The sequence below is a fragment of the Kitasatospora sp. NPDC085464 genome (assembly GCF_044541955.1).
Taxonomy (GTDB): domain Bacteria; phylum Actinomycetota; class Actinomycetes; order Streptomycetales; family Streptomycetaceae; genus Kitasatospora.
In genome coordinates this window covers 85,220-101,954 of sequence record NZ_JBITTM010000031.1, presented here as the reverse complement: position 1 = coordinate 101,954, position 16,735 = coordinate 85,220, and the positions used below count along the sequence as shown (strand labels likewise).

The 16,735-nt window shown below is 71.1% G+C and carries 18 protein-coding genes; 8 read left to right on the top strand and 10 right to left on the bottom strand.

The window, feature by feature from the left end; all coding sequences use genetic code 11:
- Positions 1-154 precede the first annotated feature (154 nt).
- Positions 155-673 (bottom strand): GNAT family protein, encoded by a 519-nt coding sequence (locus ACIGG8_RS26600; protein ID WP_350524315.1) that lies wholly within the window; start codon positions 671-673, stop codon positions 155-157.
- Positions 674-761: 88 nt separating this feature from the next.
- Between ACIGG8_RS26600 and ACIGG8_RS26595 the strand changes: the two genes are divergently transcribed.
- Positions 762-1,874 carry a hypothetical protein gene (locus ACIGG8_RS26595; protein WP_396551331.1) on the top strand — a complete coding sequence of 371 codons (1,113 nt, stop codon included), beginning with the start codon at positions 762-764 and terminating at the stop codon, positions 1,872-1,874.
- A gap of 87 nt (positions 1,875-1,961) precedes the next feature.
- Here the strand turns inward: ACIGG8_RS26595 and ACIGG8_RS26590 are convergent, their stop codons facing one another.
- A complete protein-coding gene (locus ACIGG8_RS26590) occupies positions 1,962-2,423 on the bottom strand; it encodes a molybdopterin-dependent oxidoreductase (protein WP_396551330.1) in 462 nt (153 codons plus the stop codon).
- Positions 2,424-2,787: 364 nt separating this feature from the next.
- Here ACIGG8_RS26590 and ACIGG8_RS26585 point away from each other — a divergent pair, with 364 nt between their 5' ends.
- Together ACIGG8_RS26585 and ACIGG8_RS26580 are read left to right on the top strand one after the other, a co-directional pair.
- A complete protein-coding gene (locus ACIGG8_RS26585; RefSeq protein ID WP_396551329.1) occupies positions 2,788-3,153 on the top strand; it encodes a YciI family protein in 366 nt (121 codons plus the stop codon).
- Between the two features lie 67 nt (positions 3,154-3,220).
- Positions 3,221-4,477, top strand: coding sequence for an RNA polymerase sigma factor (locus ACIGG8_RS26580; protein ID WP_396551328.1), 1,257 nt, complete (start codon positions 3,221-3,223; stop codon positions 4,475-4,477).
- Positions 4,478-4,576: 99 nt separating this feature from the next.
- On the opposite strand, the gene ACIGG8_RS26575 is transcribed toward ACIGG8_RS26580, so the two are convergent.
- Positions 4,577-5,044, bottom strand: a complete 468-nt coding sequence (locus tag ACIGG8_RS26575; RefSeq protein ID WP_396551360.1) for a MarR family winged helix-turn-helix transcriptional regulator — start codon at positions 5,042-5,044, stop codon at positions 4,577-4,579.
- Positions 5,045-5,161: 117 nt separating this feature from the next.
- Between ACIGG8_RS26575 and ACIGG8_RS26570 the strand changes: the two genes are divergently transcribed.
- The 3 genes from ACIGG8_RS26570 (at position 5,162) to ACIGG8_RS26560 (ending at position 8,438) form a co-directional block, all read left to right on the top strand.
- Positions 5,162-5,944 (top strand): dioxygenase, encoded by a 783-nt coding sequence (locus ACIGG8_RS26570; protein WP_396551327.1) that lies wholly within the window; start codon positions 5,162-5,164, stop codon positions 5,942-5,944.
- A 490-nt stretch (positions 5,945-6,434) separates the two neighbouring features.
- Positions 6,435-7,898, top strand: coding sequence for a recombinase family protein (locus ACIGG8_RS26565; RefSeq protein WP_396551326.1), 1,464 nt, complete (start codon positions 6,435-6,437; stop codon positions 7,896-7,898).
- A 249-nt stretch (positions 7,899-8,147) separates the two neighbouring features.
- The gene (locus ACIGG8_RS26560) at positions 8,148-8,438 is read left to right on the top strand and encodes an HNH endonuclease (RefSeq protein ID WP_396551359.1); all 291 of its coding nucleotides are present in this window, start codon (positions 8,148-8,150) and stop codon (positions 8,436-8,438) included.
- Between the two features lie 516 nt (positions 8,439-8,954).
- Here the strand turns inward: ACIGG8_RS26560 and ACIGG8_RS26555 are convergent.
- The 4 genes from ACIGG8_RS26555 to ACIGG8_RS26540 all read right to left on the bottom strand — a co-directional run bounded on the left by ACIGG8_RS26555 (position 8,955) and on the right by ACIGG8_RS26540 (position 12,609).
- Positions 8,955-9,242, bottom strand: a complete 288-nt coding sequence (locus ACIGG8_RS26555; RefSeq protein WP_396551325.1) for a hypothetical protein — start codon at positions 9,240-9,242, stop codon at positions 8,955-8,957.
- 888 nt (positions 9,243-10,130) lie between these two features.
- Positions 10,131-11,375 carry a hypothetical protein gene (locus ACIGG8_RS26550; protein WP_396551324.1) on the bottom strand — a complete coding sequence of 415 codons (1,245 nt, stop codon included), beginning with the start codon at positions 11,373-11,375 and terminating at the stop codon, positions 10,131-10,133.
- Positions 11,376-11,410: 35 nt separating this feature from the next.
- Positions 11,411-12,337: a hypothetical protein gene (locus tag ACIGG8_RS26545; RefSeq protein WP_396551323.1), complete on the bottom strand. Its 927-nt coding sequence runs from the start codon at positions 12,335-12,337 to the stop codon at positions 11,411-11,413.
- 116 nt (positions 12,338-12,453) lie between these two features.
- Positions 12,454-12,609 carry a hypothetical protein gene (locus tag ACIGG8_RS26540; RefSeq protein WP_209414820.1) on the bottom strand — a complete coding sequence of 52 codons (156 nt, stop codon included), beginning with the start codon at positions 12,607-12,609 and terminating at the stop codon, positions 12,454-12,456.
- Between the two features lie 244 nt (positions 12,610-12,853).
- Here ACIGG8_RS26540 and ACIGG8_RS26535 point away from each other — a divergent pair, with 244 nt between their 5' ends.
- Entirely contained in the window at positions 12,854-14,209 is a 1,356-nt protein-coding gene (locus tag ACIGG8_RS26535; protein WP_396551322.1) for a tetratricopeptide repeat protein, read from the top strand.
- Between the two features lie 154 nt (positions 14,210-14,363).
- Here ACIGG8_RS26535 and ACIGG8_RS26530 read toward each other — a convergent pair whose 3' ends face one another.
- From ACIGG8_RS26530 to ACIGG8_RS26520, 3 genes are read right to left on the bottom strand one after another with little or no spacing between them, the layout of a single operon-like run.
- Positions 14,364-14,720, bottom strand: a complete 357-nt coding sequence (locus tag ACIGG8_RS26530; protein WP_396551321.1) for a VOC family protein — start codon at positions 14,718-14,720, stop codon at positions 14,364-14,366.
- Positions 14,721-14,724: 4 nt separating this feature from the next.
- Positions 14,725-15,276 carry a GNAT family N-acetyltransferase gene (locus tag ACIGG8_RS26525; RefSeq protein WP_396551320.1) on the bottom strand — a complete coding sequence of 184 codons (552 nt, stop codon included), beginning with the start codon at positions 15,274-15,276 and terminating at the stop codon, positions 14,725-14,727.
- Positions 15,273-15,734 (bottom strand): group II truncated hemoglobin, encoded by a 462-nt coding sequence (locus ACIGG8_RS26520; RefSeq protein WP_396551319.1) that lies wholly within the window; start codon positions 15,732-15,734, stop codon positions 15,273-15,275. Before ACIGG8_RS26520 ends, ACIGG8_RS26525 begins: the two co-directional genes overlap by 4 nt.
- Before the next feature lie 235 nt (positions 15,735-15,969).
- On the opposite strand from ACIGG8_RS26520, the gene ACIGG8_RS26515 reads away from it, so the two are divergent.
- The gene (locus ACIGG8_RS26515) at positions 15,970-16,734 is read left to right on the top strand and encodes an SDR family NAD(P)-dependent oxidoreductase (protein ID WP_396551318.1); all 765 of its coding nucleotides are present in this window, start codon (positions 15,970-15,972) and stop codon (positions 16,732-16,734) included.
- Position 16,735: the final 1 nt, after the last annotated feature.

Here is a 16,735-nt window from a genome sequence, read left to right as displayed (position 1 = left end):
ACCGACCGGTACGTCGGGGAGAACGCCAGGAGATCAGTTCCGACCGATCATGTGGCCATGAGATGTCTGTACAGCTCTGGGCGGGTGGGCGACAAGATGTCTGTACACCCTCGCACCACTGCGGAACCGCCCGCCCGCCCCCACCGAACGGCCTTCAGCCGTCGAGCAGTTCGTCCGCGAGCAGGTCCATCAGCAGGTTGTCGTGCCAGGTGCCGTCCGAACCGCGCTCGTACTGGCGCATGGTGCCGACCGGGCGGAAGCCGACCTTGGCGTAGCAGCGGATCGCGGCCAGGTTGTCCGCGGCCGGGTCGATCACCAGCCGGTGGTAGTGGTGGTCGTGCACCAGGTACCGGGCCATGGTGCGCACCGCGTCCGTCCCCAGGCCCAGGCCGTGCACCGTCGGGTCGAGGTAGAGGTCCATCCCGGCGTGCCGGTACTCGTCGTCGTTGTTGGCGTACCACTGGATGGCGCCGACCACCTGGCCGCCCAGGTCGATCGCGAAGGTCTCCGTGTCGGGCGATTCCAGGTCGTTGGCCACCTCGGCCGGCAGGTCGTCACCGCCCCGCCAGCGGGCGAACACCTCGGGCGTGCCGCGGATGGCCGCCAGGGCCGGGATGTCGTCGGTGGTGGCCGGTCGCAGCGTGACCAGGGCGCCGTGCAGAATCGTCCCCATATGGGGCATGTTGGCACGGAAACCCGGCTCCGGCGAGCGCTTTTACCGCATTGCCCGCACCCATCGCGACCAGGGATGATGCTCCGCCGTGACATACCTCATCCTCGGCCTGCTGATCGTCGGCGGGTACGCCGCCGTCCTCAAGGCCCGGCAGACGAAGGCCCGGAACTGGGCACTGACCGGGTTCGACGCGCCCGCGTACGGCCTGACCCCCCGCGACCGGCTCGACCCGCGCCGCGCCGGTCCGCCGCCGCCCCCGCACCGCCGCCGGGAGTCCCAGGCGGTGGCCGATGCCGCCTGGGCCGGGAACTGGAAGCCGGCCGCCGCGCACGTCGAGGCCGCCGGACGGGACTGGGACGAGCGCTGGTCGCGGCTCGAACTGCTGGACTCCGTCGCCGACCGCGACGAGGGCTGGCTGAAGGCCTGGCGCGCGGCCGACCCGGGCAACTGCGACGCGGCCGCCCTGGAGGCCCTCCGGATGGTGCACGCGGCCTGGGCGATCCGCGGCTCCGGGTACGCGCACGAGGTGCCCGAGGAGGACATGCGGGCCTTCCGGGCCATGCTGCCCGCGGCCGTCGGGGCCGCGAGACGGGCCGCCCTGCTGGACCCGGCCAACCCGGCCCCCTGGGTGGTCATGGTGAGCGCCGCGCGCGGCGCGCGGTACACGCCCGAGCAGTTCGAGGAACTGTGGCGCGGACTGGTCGACCGGGCGCCGTTCCACTACGCGGGCCACTGGCAGGGCCTGCAGTACTGGTGCGCCAAGTGGTTCGGCTCGGACAAGAAGATGCTGGCCTTCGCGAAGCGGGCGATGAAGGACGCCCCGGCCGGCAGCCCGCTGCCCGGCCTCTACCTGCACGCGCTGCACGAGCTGGAGCTGCGCGGGACCCTCGGCACGACGCTGGACGGCGAGCTGGGCAAGCAACCGGTGCGGAAGGTCGCGGCCGCGCTGGCGCAGGTCCGCCCCGACGACGACCGGCTGCCGCTGCTGCGGCACCGGCTCGCGTACTACGCGGGCAAAGCCGGGCTGCACGGCATCGCGCTGGAGCAGTTCCGGGCGATCGGGCCGTGGTGCGGCTGCCCGCCGTGGACCGACACCGACGACCCGGCGCTGGCCTTCCACCTCGCCCGCGGCGCCGCCGTCCGGCTCTCCGGCGCCCGGCCGCTGCCGCCGGAGCTGCGGCCCAAGGCGGCCCAGGCGTAGGACGGCCCAGGCGTAGGACGGCCCAGGCGTAGGGCGGGCACGGCGGGCGCAGCGGCAGGGCGCGCGCGGCAGGAGGGCGGGGCGGCGCTACGCGGTGGGGTGCGCCGGGTCGCCGAGGGGGCCGAGCCAGACGGCGGTGACGGCACTGACGTAGCGGGCACCGCAGTGGTCGTCCGGGACGACGAGCTGCGGGCCGACGGCGTCCAGCCGGGCGCCGTCCATGCTGGTGGCCAGCAGGATCCGCCGGCCGCCGAAGTCCGGGTCGATCTCGGCCCAGGAGACCACCGCCCGGTGACCGTCGGCGCCGACCACGGAGAGCAGGAAGCGCAGCCGCTGCTTGCGACCGGAGAAGTCGATCCGGGGCCGGGCCTCGCGCAGCACGTCCAGCAGCGCCGGGCCCTCGTAGCCGTGCCGCTGCTCGCCCTCCGTCCGGCAGTCGAAGCTGACCTCGACCCGGTGCGCGGGCAGCGCCCGCAGCTGGTCGACGGTCAGCTCGGCGGGCCGGTCGAGGTGGCCGTGCAGCCGGACGGTGGGTCTCGCCGGGGTCATGGTGCACCCTCCTCCCGGACCGCTGCGCCGCAGCCCGGGAGGAGGGCTACCCGAGCGGCGATCCCGTCATTCGCAGTTGCCGGGCTGAAAGCCACTATTCATCCGCACCTGCGATGGCCGGCAACCCGTTCCGCCCGCATCTGCGCTCAGGTCCGGTCGAACCCCGGCGCCCGGCGGACGTACCGCACGTCCCCCGGGGCGCAGCCGATCAGGACCCGGTGCTCGCCCTCCCGGGACCGCCTTCCGCCACCGCCTCCGGAGCGCCGGAAGATTTCTTCGCGGCGGGTGTCGATCCGGCGGCGACCCGTTCGACGCAGGGGTGAGAGGCGGGGAGAGGCCCCGCCCGACCCACCGAGGAGTCACCGTGCCGCGCTTCATGACACTGATCCGGATCAACGAGCAGGACCGCGCCGACTGGGAGTCGGACCCGGAGTTCGACCAGCGGATGGGGGCCCTGTTCCAGCAGATCACCCAGGCCGGGGTGATGCTGGAGACCGCCACGCTCACCCCGACCGCCGAGGGCACCCGGGTGACCTGGCACGGCGGGAAGGTCGGCCACACCGACGGGCCGTTCACCGAGACCAAGGAGGTCATCGGCGGCTACGCCGTCCTGCAGTGCAAGGACCACGCCGAGGCCCTGGAGTGGACCCGGCGCTTCCTCCAGGCCCACTCGGTGAAGTGGAACGTCGAGGCCGAGGTCCGGCAGATCGCCGACCAGCCGGCGCAGTAGCGGCGGGAACGACCGTGCCCGTGCCCGTGGTTGCCTCCCGCCCCGCCGGCTGCTCTGATGGGTGGCCGTGACGGAGAGGGCTGCAGCGAACGGGACGGCGGAGGCGGCCGTCGAGACGGTGTTCCGGATCGAGTCCGCCCGGATCATCGCCGGGGTCGCCCGGATCGTCCGGGACGTGGGCATCGCCGAGGAGCTGGCGCAGGACGCGCTGGTGGCCGCGCTTGAACGGTGGCCGCGGGAGGGTGTCCCGGACAATCCGGGTGCCTGGCTGACGGCCACCGCCAAGCACCGGGCGATCGACCTGGTCCGCCGCCGGGAGGTCTACGCCCGCAAGCTCGCCGAGGTGGGGCGGTCGTTGGAGGACGTGCCGCCCCCGGAGCCGGCCGAACCCGACGGCATCGACGACGACCTCCTGCGGCTGATCTTCACCGCCTGCCACCCGGTGCTGCCGGCGGAGGCACGGATCGCGCTCACGCTCCGGCTGCTCGGCGGCCTGGCCACCCCGGAGATCGCCCGCGCCTTCCTGGTGCCCGAGCCGACGGTGGCGCAGCGGATCGTCCGGGCGAAGCGGGCGCTGGCCAAGGCGTCGGTGCCGTTCGAGGTGCCGTACGGGGAGGACCGGGCGCAGCGGCTGTCGTCGGTGCTGGAGGTCATCTACCTGATCTTCAACGAGGGGTACTCGGCGACCGAGGGGGGCGACCTGCTCCGCCCCCAGCTGTGCGAGGACGCGCTGCGGCTGGCCCGGGTGCTGGCCGCGCTGATGCCGGCCGAGCCGGAGGTGCACGGACTGGCCGCGCTGCTGGAGTTCCAGGCCTCGCGCACGGCCGCCCGGACCGCGGCGGACGGCCGGCCGGTGCTGCTGGCGGACCAGAACCGGGCGCGCTGGGACGGGCTGCTGATCCGGCGCGGCTTCGACGCCCTGCAGCGGGCGGGCACCGGGCCGTACTCGGTGCAGGCCGCGATCGCCGCGTGCCACGCGAAGGCGCGGCGCTACGCGGACACCGACTGGGCGACGATCGCCGCCCTCTACGAGCGACTGCTGGCGCTGTCGCCGTCCCCGGTGGTGGCGCTGAACCGGGCGGTGGCGGTGTCGATGGCCGAGGGCCCGGCCGCCGCGCTGGAGGCGGTGGACGCGTTGGCGGCGGAGCCGGCGCTGCGCGGCTACCACCTGCTGCCGAGCGTCCGGGGTGATCTGCTGGCCCGACTGGGGAGGGCGGCGGAGGCCCGGACGGAGTTCGAGCGGGCGGCGGGACTGACTCGCAACGAACGGGAGCGGGAGCTGCTGCGGGAGCGGGCCGCCACGCTCGGAGGGGGCCAGGCCTGAGCCGGCCCGGAGCGTGGGCTTGGTCCGGCCGGCTCGGGCACGGGCGAGCACGGGCGGGCACGGGCGGGCCGGCTCGGGCGCGGGCGGGCCCGGGCGTCCCTAGGGGGTCTCGTCCAGGCGGAGCCGGGCGCTGACCTCGCCGAGGCCCTCGGCGAGGACGGCCAGCTGCTCGCGGCTGAGCACGTCGATCAGCAGCTCGCGGACCAGGGCGACGTGCCCGGGTGCGGCCTGGCGCAGCATCTCCCGCCCCTGGTCGGTGAGTTCGGCGAAGACCCCGCGCACGTCGCTGGGGCAGGAGCGGCGGGCGACCAGGCCCATCCGCTCCAGCTGGGTGACCTGGTAGGTCAGGCCGCTCTTGGAGGTGACGAGCTTGTCGGCGAGTTCGGTCATCCGCAGCGAGTCGCCGGGGGCGGCGGACAGGTGCACCAGGATCTCGTACTGCTGGTGCGAGAGGCCGGAGTCCTCCTTGAGCTGGCGCTCCAGCCGGCGATTGAGCAGGTTGCTCGCGGTGACGAAGCCCCGCCAGGCGGCCATCTCGTCCGGGTCCAGCCAGCGGGGTTCGTTCAGTGGGGGCATGGGGCCAAGCCTACTCCTGTTGTTCAAATTCGAACGAAGGTGTACCGTCGATCGGAGTAGAGGTTCAAATTTGAACTATCAGTGGATGAACAGTCCGAGGAGGACGCCATGAGCGCCGCGGCCGCCGAGCGCATGCCCGCCCTGTACCTGTCGCACGGCGCTCCGCCGCTGGCCGACGACCCGGTCTGGCCGGGCGAACTGGCCGCCTGGTCCGCCGACCTGCCGCGACCCAAGGCCGTCCTGATGGTCTCCGCCCACTGGGAGGAGGCGCCGCTCGCCCTCGGGGCCGTCACCACCGTCCCGCTGGTCTACGACTTCTGGGGCTTCCCCGAGCACTACTACCGGGTCCGGTACGCCGCCCCCGGTGCGCCGGAGCTCGCCGAGCGCGTGCGCAAGCTGCTGCACGCCCCCGGGACGCCCGTCCAGGACATCCCCGACCGCGGGCTCGACCACGGCGCGTACGTCCCGCTGGTGGAGATGTACCCCGAGGCCGACGTCCCGGTGCTCCAGGTCTCGCTGCCCACCCTCGACCCGCAGCGGCTGCTGGAGATCGGCCGCAAGCTCGCCCCGCTGCGCGACGAGGGCGTGCTGATCGTCGGCAGCGGCTTCTTCACCCACAACCTGCGGGCGCTCAGCAGCGACGGCCGGGTCACCTCGGTGATGGCCGAGTTCGACGACTGGGGCCGGCGCGCCCTGGAGGCCCACGACCTGGACGCGCTGCTCGACTTCGAGCACAAGGCCCCCGCCGGACGCCTGGCCCACCCGCGCACCGAGCACTTCGCCCCGCTGTTCGTCACCCTCGGCGCCGGCGAGGCCGACCTCGGCAGTCAGCGCAGCGTCATCGACGGGTTCTGGATGGGGCTGGCCAAGCGCTCGATCCAGCTGGGCTGAACCCCGCACCGGAAGCAGCCGAGGCACGTGGCCGGGCCGGCCACGTGCCTCGGCTGCGTACCGCGCTTACGCGTCGCCGGTGGCGGCGCGCTCCGTCCGGCTCCGCTCGACGCAGAACTCGTTGCCCTCCGGGTCTCCCGACACACAGAACTGGATGTTCTGGAGTGTGAGAGATGGCAGCGGCATCTGTGCAGGTCAGGGGCTCGGAGTGCGGTACTGGGAAATCTGCCCCCTCCCCACGCAGTATGGAAGACTCCCGCAATCCGTTGTCCGGCACAGTGTTCAACGAGACCCTTCGGGGTGTTCGTTGCGTCCGCCTGTCCGTACTGACGGACGAGACCACCAGCCCCGAGCGGCAGCGCGAGGCGGACGATCAGGCAGCCGCAGCGCTGCACATCGACTTCGGGCAGGGTGCCGCACTCCGGGAGGCGGTGGACCTCGACGTCAGCGCGTCCAAAACGAGTCCGTTCGACCGCCCGCAGCTCGGCCAGTGGCTGAGCAACCCGGAAGCTTCGATGCCCTGGTGTGGTGGCGCTTCGACCGCGCCATCCGGTCCATGGGGCACATGCACGAACTCGCCAAGTGGGCGAGGGAACACCGCAAGGTGCTGGTCTTCGCCGAAGGTATCGGCGGCGGGCGCTTGGTGTTCGACTTCCGCAACCCCATGGACCCCATGGCAGAGCTCCAGATGCTCATGCTGGCGTTTGCCGCACAGGTTGAGTCGCAGAGCATCAGCGACCGCGTGACCGGCGCCATGGCTGCCATGCGCAAGATGCCGCTTCGGTGGCGTGGCGGTGGTCGTCCGCCGTACGGCTACCTGCCCGCCCCGATGCCCGAGGAGTTCGGCGGCAAGGGTCGGACCCTGGCGCCCGACCCCGACGCGGTCAAAGTCATTGAGCGCATCGTCCGGGAGCTGCTGGAGGGTGCCACGGTGTCCGCCATCGCAGTGGGGCTCAACACCGACGACGTACTCAGCCCGCGCGACTACTGGTCCGTCAAGAACGGGCGAAAGCGGGGCGGAAAGACCGGCAGGGCGAAGGGCTCCCACGTCGTGGTGGACGTGTTCAAGTGGACTCCGGCGGTCATTACCCGGATGCTCCGCAGTGAGACGCTGATCGGCTGGAAGATGCACAACGGCGTGCCCGTGCGCGACGACCACGGCAACCCGATCATGTGCACCATGGACCCGATCCTCACCCGCGAGGAGTTCGACCGGATCGGCGCCATCCTTGACGAACGCAGCATCGAGAACAGCGACCGGTCCGACACGGATGCGCTGCTGCTGCGGGTCATCCACTGCGATTCGTGCGGCGGGCGCATGTACTTGAACGCGCAGGAAGGCAGGACCGCTACGTACAAGTGCAACCACCACGCCCGCGGCGATAAGTGCGAGGCACCGTCGAACGTCCGGGGAGACTGGGCAGATGACCACGTGGAAGAGGAGTTTCTGCGGCTGGTCGGCCCCATCCGGACGAAGACCGTCGTAGAGGTGCCCGGGTACGACCCCGAGCCGGAGCTGAACGCCACCGTGGCGGAGTACACGGCGCACCTGAAAATTCAAGGGCAGCAGAAGTCTCGGCACGCTGCGCAGGAGTGGCAGAAGCGACATGACGCACTGGACAGCCGCATAGCTGAGTTGGAGTCCCGGGAGAAGACCGAGCCCACGCGGGTGGTCACGGAGACCGGGCGGACCTACGCGGACGACTGGGCGACCGCGGACGTTGCTGGCCGGCGACGGATGTTGGTAGACGCCGGGGTCCGGCTCGACGTGCGGCGGGGTGTCCGCGGGGGGTGGCGGAAGCTGGACACGCGGCGGGTCACGTTCACCATCGCGGGTGAGCTGGACCCGGCGATCGAGGAGACGGCGGGGCTCCGCACCGAGCTGAGTGCGTCGCCGCAGACCGCCCCCGCGGCAGGCAGTCGGGTCCGCCTCGCCGAGCCCGTCGCGGCGTAGCCAGCGGGGGTGGTGATGGGCGGACGGTACCTATCCACACTTTCCCCGGGATGCGCAGGGGCGGCCTGTGTGGTCGGATGCGCCAATTGGCTTGCCAGTACGCAGTGGTGGGGCGCCAATGCCGCGAGGAACCCAGCAGATGAGCGACCCCAGGCACCCTGGCCGGCTGCTAGCCGTCGACGTGACGCCTAGACGTCCGGACGGCAGCCCGATCGATCCGCCGGTCATTCCGCCGGGCCCGTAGACCGGCTGCACGAGTCGCAAGTCCCCTGTATCAGGAACTCTACGGAATGGCTGATACAGGGGACTCGTCGGCACTACAGCGGCGCCGAGCGGCTTCGCCGGCAGATCGACCGAGCGGGCTCCGCGGTCTGCGGGCTGTGCGGCGAGGGCTTCCCCGCCGAGCTGGTCGACGTTGACCACCGGACCCCGCTCGCCCTCGGCGGCGAGGACACGGACAGCAACGTTCAAGCGCTGTGCCGTACCTGCCACCGAGGGAAGACGGCGACGGACTTCGGGGCGTTCGCGGTTGGGCCCTAACGGGACCGGCTTCGGCTTCGGCGACGCTCGGCCCTTCGCCGAGGTGCTGGGCCATGACGCCGGTCTCGCCTGCGGCGGGCCCACTCCTGCCAAAGCTCTTTGCGATCCGCGGAGTTCTGCGGCCACACGGCCTTTGCGAGTCGGACCAAGCCGAAGAACACGACCGACACCAGGACGACAGCCAGCACGGCACCCCACGGCGCCGATTCCGGCATCTTGAACACGATGAACATGCCTTCCGCGCTGATGGAAGACGGGTCACTCACGCAGCCAGTACGGCGCTCCCCAGCGCGCTGCGGCGGCGCCCGCCCCGGTAAGTACTCACGGGGAAGGCGGAGTTCGGACCTCGGGGCGTGATCTGTGGTGACTCTTCGATGGGCTCGGGCTGCCACGCCGGGACGTGGTCGGCACTAGCTCCACCGAGCAGCCGGGACAGCAGCGCCATCAGCACCAGCGCAAGGAACCCCACCAAGTAGAGGATCAGCTCCGACATGGCGAGCAAAAAGCCCTCTACGGCTACACGGCGAGCGTCCGGCGTGGCAGCCTGGGCAGCTCTTCGGCCGCATCGCGCACGGCGTCCTGGGCGCTATAGCAGGCGCGGTGGGCTGCCTCTAGCTTCGGGTTGAGGCGCTCAAAACACCAGCTCGCGTCTGCGGCCACTGACGACGCAAGGCGCTCGGCGATGGATTGGCGCACGGCGTCGGGTACTTCGGGGCACCCATCAAGGACAAGGGCTACTCGCTGTTCCAAGGTGGCGTTGGGCGGGAGTGCCTTGAACTTGGCCAGCCAGCTTTCGTTTTCCATGTCCCCTCCTCTCCAGGCATGGCCGATACTACCGGGTGCGGCTGTCCCTGAAGGTGTGCCGCACCCTGGCAGCTAGGGTCACCGCCGGCTCAGCAGAGCAACAAGGGTACTGCCGCCCGCCGTGGCAGCAGTGATGAGCCACGCTGGGATGCGCTGAACCGTCAAGTGGACTCCGCCAATGCGGAATTCGAGCTGTGGGCGATCGTCCGCCGGTCGCTGAGTCATGGGACCAACTTGACCAGTTACTGGCGCGTAATACCGATGTTCCAGGCGCCCAATGCCGCTAACGCTGCTAAAGATCTTTAAGGGGGGAGCGCATGCCCCAACAACCCCGCCCCCGTGCTCTGTCCCCGGGTGCCCCGAGCTGACCGCCCGTGGTGGTCGCTGCCCCAAGCACCAGGCCGAGGCGGACGCACAGCGAGGCACACCAGGTGGCAGCGCGTACGGTCCTCGCTGGCCCCGCATCCGTCGGGCCTACCTCTACGCCCATCCGTGGTGCGTGCTCTGCGCTCGCCTCGCGGTGGTCGCTGACCACTTCCCCGAGTTGCGCCGCTCACTGGTCGCCCGAGGCGTGCCCGATCCTGACGCTTGGTCACGGCTCCGCCCGCTGTGCACGTCGTGTCACAGCCGCGAGACGGCCGTTCACCAGCCCGGAGGATGGGCCTCGGAGCGCCAAAAGCCCATGAAAAGCCCCTGACCTGCTGGTTTACCCAGGGGGGTGACTCCCCTCCCAGGGCCCAAAGCGCGGCAGGGAGGGAAAAAACCCTCGCCGCAACTAGACCCGTTTGGCGGAGAGTCACAGATCAAGAGAGTCGCAAAGGCCCCGCCTTGTTCTCCCTCAGGGGGACAAGGCGGGGCCTTTCTGCGTTTGTGAAGAACCTCCCGTACTCAGCGCGGAGCGGCCGGGAGGTGAGCGGCCGAACGCTTGGCCACATCGCGCGCCCGGAATCCGAAGCTGATGAGGGTCACGCGTTCTCCAGCGCCAAGGGGCGTCCTACCGTGCGGGGTGATCGCCCCATCGAACACGACGCACTCGCCCGCCGCGAGATCGCAAGCACGGTAGCCGTCGGCGCCGATGAACACGGTAGTGCTCACGGTGGGAGCCGCCGCGGAACGCTCGTGCTTGAGGCACAGGATCAGGTTGGCCTCGCCGAACCCGAACTCGTCAACATGGAAGTCGAGGAACTGCCCCTCCTCCAGATAGGCGATATAGACGCCGTTGTGCGGCTGCTCGACTTCCAGGCCGGTGGACTCCGTGACGACTGCGGCGAGATCGACTTGCCCGACGAACCGGTTCGCGGCATCGCCCACGGCTGCGTTCCACTTGCCGTTGTGAAGGTAGCCGTTGATGGCCAGGGCCTCCTCGGCCTCCTGCGCCATCGCGGTGATCAGCTCGGCCGGGAACGGCTGGTCGCGCAGGTGTCGCGGGTGGACCCGCTGACGCGCGGTCAGCCCACGTACGGCGCCCCGGATAGCGGGGAAGTCCTCTGCCCACCGGTCCGGGCTGCGGGCCGTGGTGTGGGACTGGAGCCACGTGGTCCACTGACCGTTCCACTGGCGAGGCGCAGTGTCGTCCGCTCCCGGTGCGGCGGCACGGTCGATCAGCAGTTCCACCCGCGAGAGTGCTGCCTGCGTGGACCCGATCAGCTCGGTGTCGCCCTTGGCGATCCGCAGCCGCAGCGCTTCCCGGAGGTGAGCCTCTGCCCCCGCGAGGTCACCGCGCTCCATCAGATACTTCCCGGTGTGCTGGAGCGCGAAGTCCACCAGTTCCGGGTGTTGGCTCCGCGCGGTGCCCAGGGCGCTGCGGTAGAGCGCATCCGCAGTCCGCATGTCGCCGGCGTAGCGGTGGGCGTCGCCGAGGTTGAGCCCCGTGGCGACGACCGCCCTGGTGTTTCCGCTCACTGCGGCCAAGTCGAGCGACTGCCGCAGGAACGTCAGGGCCTCCTCGTGGTGGCCCAAGCACATCTGACCGACACCGATCCATCTGGTCAGGACCCGGGTGCGGGCGGGGTCGGTCCCCTCGGGCAAAGCCCGTAGGTCGTCCTGGAGTTGGCCGACCGCAGTGGCCAACTTGCTCCGGTCGGTCGGGACCATCCGCAGGCCGGCGTCTTGTGTGATGAGGTGCTGGAGCACCGGACCCTCCTCGTTCGGTTCTGCTCAGAGTGGCACTACAGCTGGTCGGTCTGCTGGCGCAGGTCAGCCAGCAGCTCCACCCCGTGCGGGGTGAAGTTCTCACTCAGGAGTTCGAGTTCGCGCATGAGGTAGCGGACGGCGGGCAGGCCCTCGTCGTAGGCGGCCTGAAAGCACGTGCGTTCGGTGGCGGTCAGGTCGTCGCGGTCCAGCTCAGTGCGGCGGAACCTCAGCAACTGGTTGTAGACACAGGTCGCGTGGAAGGACCGGTCCACCTCCCAGTACTGGTTGCGCGCGACGCCCTGACCCGCTCGCCACTTGATCTCGATCTTCGGGGACTCCTTGGACGAGTACCCGTCGGCGAAGACCTGGTGCTGAAGGACGTGGAAGCTGATCGACTGGTGCGTTCCCTCGTGGAGCAGGTTCTCCGCCAGGAACCGGGGGGACGGCTCCGGGCTGACCGTGTTCGGCGGGATGTGGTGTCGGGCCTTGTCGGAGAACACGACGATGTACGGGAGCGCCGGGTCACTGGAACTGGTCAGCGAAGAAGCGCGGACCCCGGGCTTGAGCCCGACCCACAACATCCCACGGACGAACTCGCGCACGCGGGCGAATCCCTCGGGGTGGACCAGCGACAGGCGGTCCAGCGCCTCGGACAGTGCTGCGCGGCGGTCATCGGTGTGCTCGGCGATCTCGTAGCTCGTCAGGTTGATCTCGTTGGCGATCTCGCCGGGAAGCTGGGCGTCGAACCAGTCGAAGGCCGCTCCGGCCACGGTCACGCTCTCGCTGCGCAGGGAACGGGCGTGTTGTGCGCAGGGGGTGCCGGACTTGATGAGGCGTTCCATCAAGGCGAATGGCAGAGTGCTCTCCGCTCCCTCCTCGCGCAGGCGGAGCAGGTCCGGGTCCTTCCGGCCGAGATCGAAGAAGGAGCCAGCCGGGACGCTGGTGGCGATGGTGGTGTTCACTGCGGACTCTCCTTGCTTGGGGCCGTGTGGCGATGCCGCGCGGCGGGCCGGACCGGGTGGTCGTCCGAGCCGACCCGCCATGCCGTCAACTACCCGGCATTAGTTCGGAGTTGCTGTCAGACCTCGGTGGCCACGGGCGCGAAGTCGCCGTCCGGCACCGAGTGGTCCAGCCGCCGCGTCAGGGACTCGACGCCCACCGGCGCGAAGTCGCCGTCCGGCACCGAGTGGTCCAGGCGCCGCGTCAGGTTGCTGACCTGGGTGCTGTCGGACATGGTTGTGCTCCCTCCATAGGTACTGCTGCGGATTGGTGCACCTCCCCGAGGTTCGGGGAGGAGTTCGCCGACCGGTGGCGGGTTCACCGCGTGGCTTGCGGCAGGTGTCGTCATTGCCGTGCCAGTCGACGGGAACCCCCTGGCCTGTCGGTGCAATCAGTGAACAGTCAGTCACGCTCCGGCGGTACGGTGTGAGCACACCGATCCCGTTCAACCCGTTCAAGATCGCAATTGGGGGCGACAGTTGACGGACACTAAGGCGCCGAACGAAGCACTGGCCCGGGTGATCGCGGAGGCCGGATGCACGTACCAGGCCCTGGCGACGACAGTGCGCACGGTCGCTTCGGAGGCGGGGGAGCACTTGGCCACGGCTCCATCGGCCGTCGCTCACTGGGTGGCCGGCGGTACCCCCACCGGGCGCACGCCGCAGTATCTTGCCGAGGCCCTTACCCGGAGGACGCGTCGCAAGGTAACCGTGGCGGAGATCGGATTAGGGTCGGAAGCGATCGGGGAGGTTATGAGCGCCGACCCGCTGGCCACCGCCGCCGACCTCGGGAGAGCCGTGATGCAGTCCCGCCGTGACTTCCTCGCCAGTGCGTTCGCCACCGCCGCCGTGGCGCTGCCGCTGACCTACGATCACCATGCGGTCGCAGCGACCCTGCGAGCGGGAAGGACCGGCGGCCGGGTGGGCGTCGGTGAGGTGGCCACCGTCCGGCACATCACCGGCGTGTTCACCGCCGCTGACGAGCGTCTTGGCGGTGGGCACGGGCTGAGTGCGGTGACCACCTACCTGACCGACACGGTGGTGCCGATGCTCCAGGCCGTGTACCCCTCCGAGGCGATTCGCCGGGACGCCTACGGTGTGGCGGCCGAACTGTCGTACCTCGCCGCGTGGAAGTACCACGACCTGGGCCGGGAGGGTGCCGCACAGCGGTACTACCTCCTCGGCTACCAACTCGCCTGCGAGAGCGATCCGACGGGACACGGAGCCTGGATGATGCGTGCCCTCGCCCATCAGGCCCTCAACCTCAAGCAGCCGGAGTTCTGCGTTGAACTGGCGGAGGAGTCCCTACGGCGAGCCCGCCGGAAGGTGGACCCGCAGACCGAGGCCCTGCTGCTGATTACGAGCGCCAGGGCGTACGGAGCTGTGGGGAACGGACGGAAGGCCGCAGCGGCGCTACTGGCGGCCGAGGACGCCATGCTTGACACCACGGCTCCGCCAGCGTCTTTTACGGCCGCCACCGGGCCGGTAGCGGCAACGGTCGCCTCTCACACCGCTAAGACGCTGGCCGAGCTGAAAGACCACCGGGCGGCCGAACGCCACCACCGCGCAGCCCTCGCCGGTCGTGACCCCGAGGCGTTCCGGCGCATTCACGCCCTGACGCTCGGGAACCTGGCCCGGTCTGTCGCCGCTCAGCGCCGCCACGACGAAGCTGTGGGGATTTGGGGTCAGTCCCTGGACTTCATGGATGGAGTCGCCTCGGACCGACACAAGAAGGACCTTCACAAAGTCCGTACCACGATGACGAGTTGGGCCCGGCGTGGCATTCCCGGCGCCGCAGACCTCGGGCAGCGCGCCGCCGAACTCGTCCGAGCCTGACCTGCGCCCGCCAGACCCCGCCCTGACTGGTCGCGTGAGTGCTGGGCCGTCCCGCACCACCGAGCCGTTCGCACCGAGTTGGTCTCGCCAGACAGCAAAACGCCCCGTTCGGCCAAGCGCCGGGCGGGGCTCTGTCGTTGGTGCTGACCTGCGGCTAAGCTGCACAGAACTGGTAGTCACGTGTGTTGGGGTCCGCCAGGGTGATCCAGCCGGTGCCGTCCGGCCTGCGGTGGTCGGCCAGCACGGTGGCGCCCAGGGCGACCAGCCGCTCCGCCTCCTCGTCCCGGCTGCGGTCCTGCGGCTGCAGGTCCAGGTGGACCCGGTTCTTCACCGACTTGCCCTCGGGCACCCGGATGAACAGCAGCGAGGCGCCGGCCGACTCCACCAGCGCCTCCTCGTCGCCCGGGTTGTCGTCCTCGCCGAGGGTGCCCTCCAGCGCCCGGGCCCAGAAACCGGCCAGGGTGTGCGGGTCGGCGCAATCGATCGTCACATGTCGTACCAGGGAAGCCATCCGCCTACTCTGACCCGCTCCGCTCGGATCCGTCCAGCCGTTTCCGGGAGTGCCGGTGGCCGTCCAGCGGGTAGGGCGGGAACGCCGGGACGATCTCCGTGAACGCATAGCCGCTCTTCTCCGCGACCCGGCAGGAGGCGTGGTTGTCGCCCTCGTGCAGCAGGTCGATCCGGCGCAGGCCGTCCTCGGCGAAGGCGGCGAACGCCCAGGCGGTGAGGCCCTCCACCGCGCGCGGGGCCACCCCCCGGCCGCGCGCCGGGCCCGCCGTCCAGTACCCCACCTCGGCCGTCGCCCCGCCCGGGGTGCCGCGCTTGAGCACGACGGTGCCGACCAGCTCGCCGGCGTCCACGACGGCGAAGGCGTACCGGGTGCCGGCCGCCCGGCCCTCGTGCTGCAGACCCATCCAGTGCGCGGCCTGCTCGGCGTCGTCCACCGGGGTGCGGGTGAAGCGGCGCAGGGTTTCGTCCCGGTAGGCCTCGACCAGGGCCGGCGCGTCGGTGTCCTCGAAGGGTCGCAGCAGCAGGCCGTCGGCCGTCGGGTGGGCGGCGACGGTCACCTCTCCAGCCCCTCCCAGCTCCAGCGCGGGGTCGGGCCGGGATCGCCGAGGTCGGTGCCGGCCGGGGAGGCGGAGACGTCCTCGGCGATCTTCGTGCCCCAGTCGAAGTACTCCAGCACCCGGCGGCGCAGCAGTTCGTCCGCCGGCAGCTCCCGGTCGACGGCCTCGGCCATCAGCTCCATCCAGCGCAGCCGCTGCTCCTCCGTGATCGCCAGGCCCAGGTGGGCGCGCAACAGGGCCTGGTGGCCGCCGAGTTCGTCGGTGAAGGCGGTCGGGCCGCCGAAGATCTCGGCCAGCCAGACCGCGACGTGCTCGATGTGGGTGGGGGTGAAGTCGGCGAAGACCGGCGCGAGCAGCGGGTCGGCGAGGACGCCCCGGTAGAAGGTGTGGCTGAGGCGGCGCAGCGCGTCGATGCCGCCCACGGCCTGGTAGAGGGTGTCGGGCCGTTGGTCGCTCATGGATGTGCTCCCCGTGGGTGGATGACCGTGCGTTGCGACCTTCCTAGCAGGCGGCGGCCCGGACGCCGGGCCGGCGGGCGCGTTGTTCGCGTCGGGCTCAGCAAGCGGACGGCGGTGCTCCTCTCCCCCGCCGCTCGACGCCGGTCCCCCGCCGCTCGACCCCGGCCCCTGGCGCTCGACCCCGGCCCGCCGCCGCTTGACCCTGACGCCTGCGGCAGGGTCGCAGGCTTGCCGCATGGACACTGTGAACGCAGCAGAGGACCGGGTCGTCGTGGTCACCGGAGCCGGGACGGGCATCGGGCGGGAGACCGCGCGGGCCTTCGCGGCCGAGGGGGCGCGGGTGCTCGCGGTCGGGCGGCGGCCGGGGCCGCTGGCGGAGACGGCGGCCGCGCACCCGTCGCTGATCGAGCCGTTCGCCGCCGACCTGACCGGCCCGGACGCGCCGGAGACGATCGTCGGGGCCGCGCTGGAGCGGTTCGGCCGACTGGACGTCCTGGTCAACAACGCCGGGATCGTCCGGAGCGGCCAGGGCCTCGGCGGCTACGACCGGACGGGGATCGAAGAACTGCTGGCCACCAACCTGGTCGCCCCGGTGCTGCTCGGGCAGGCCGCGCTGCCGGCCCTGGCCGACAGCCGGGGCGTGATCGTCAACGTCAGCACCGCCGTCGGACAGCGCGGCTGGCCCGCCAACGCGGTGTACGCGGCGAGCAAGGCCGCACTGGAGACCGTCACCCGCAGCTGGGCGGTGGAGCTGGCGCCGCGCGGGATCCGGGTGGCGGCCGTGGCACCCGGCGCCGTCGACACCCCGATCGCCGACCATTCCGGGTACGACCCCGAGCGGCGGGCGGCCATCCGGAAGTGGCAGATCGAGCACACCCCGCTGGGCCGGATCGGCCGGCCCGCCGAGGTGGCCTGGGCGATCGTGCAACTCGCCTCGCCGCAGGCCTCGTTCGTGACCGGCGTAGTGTTGTCCGTCGACGGGGGCGCCCTGGTGGGCTGAC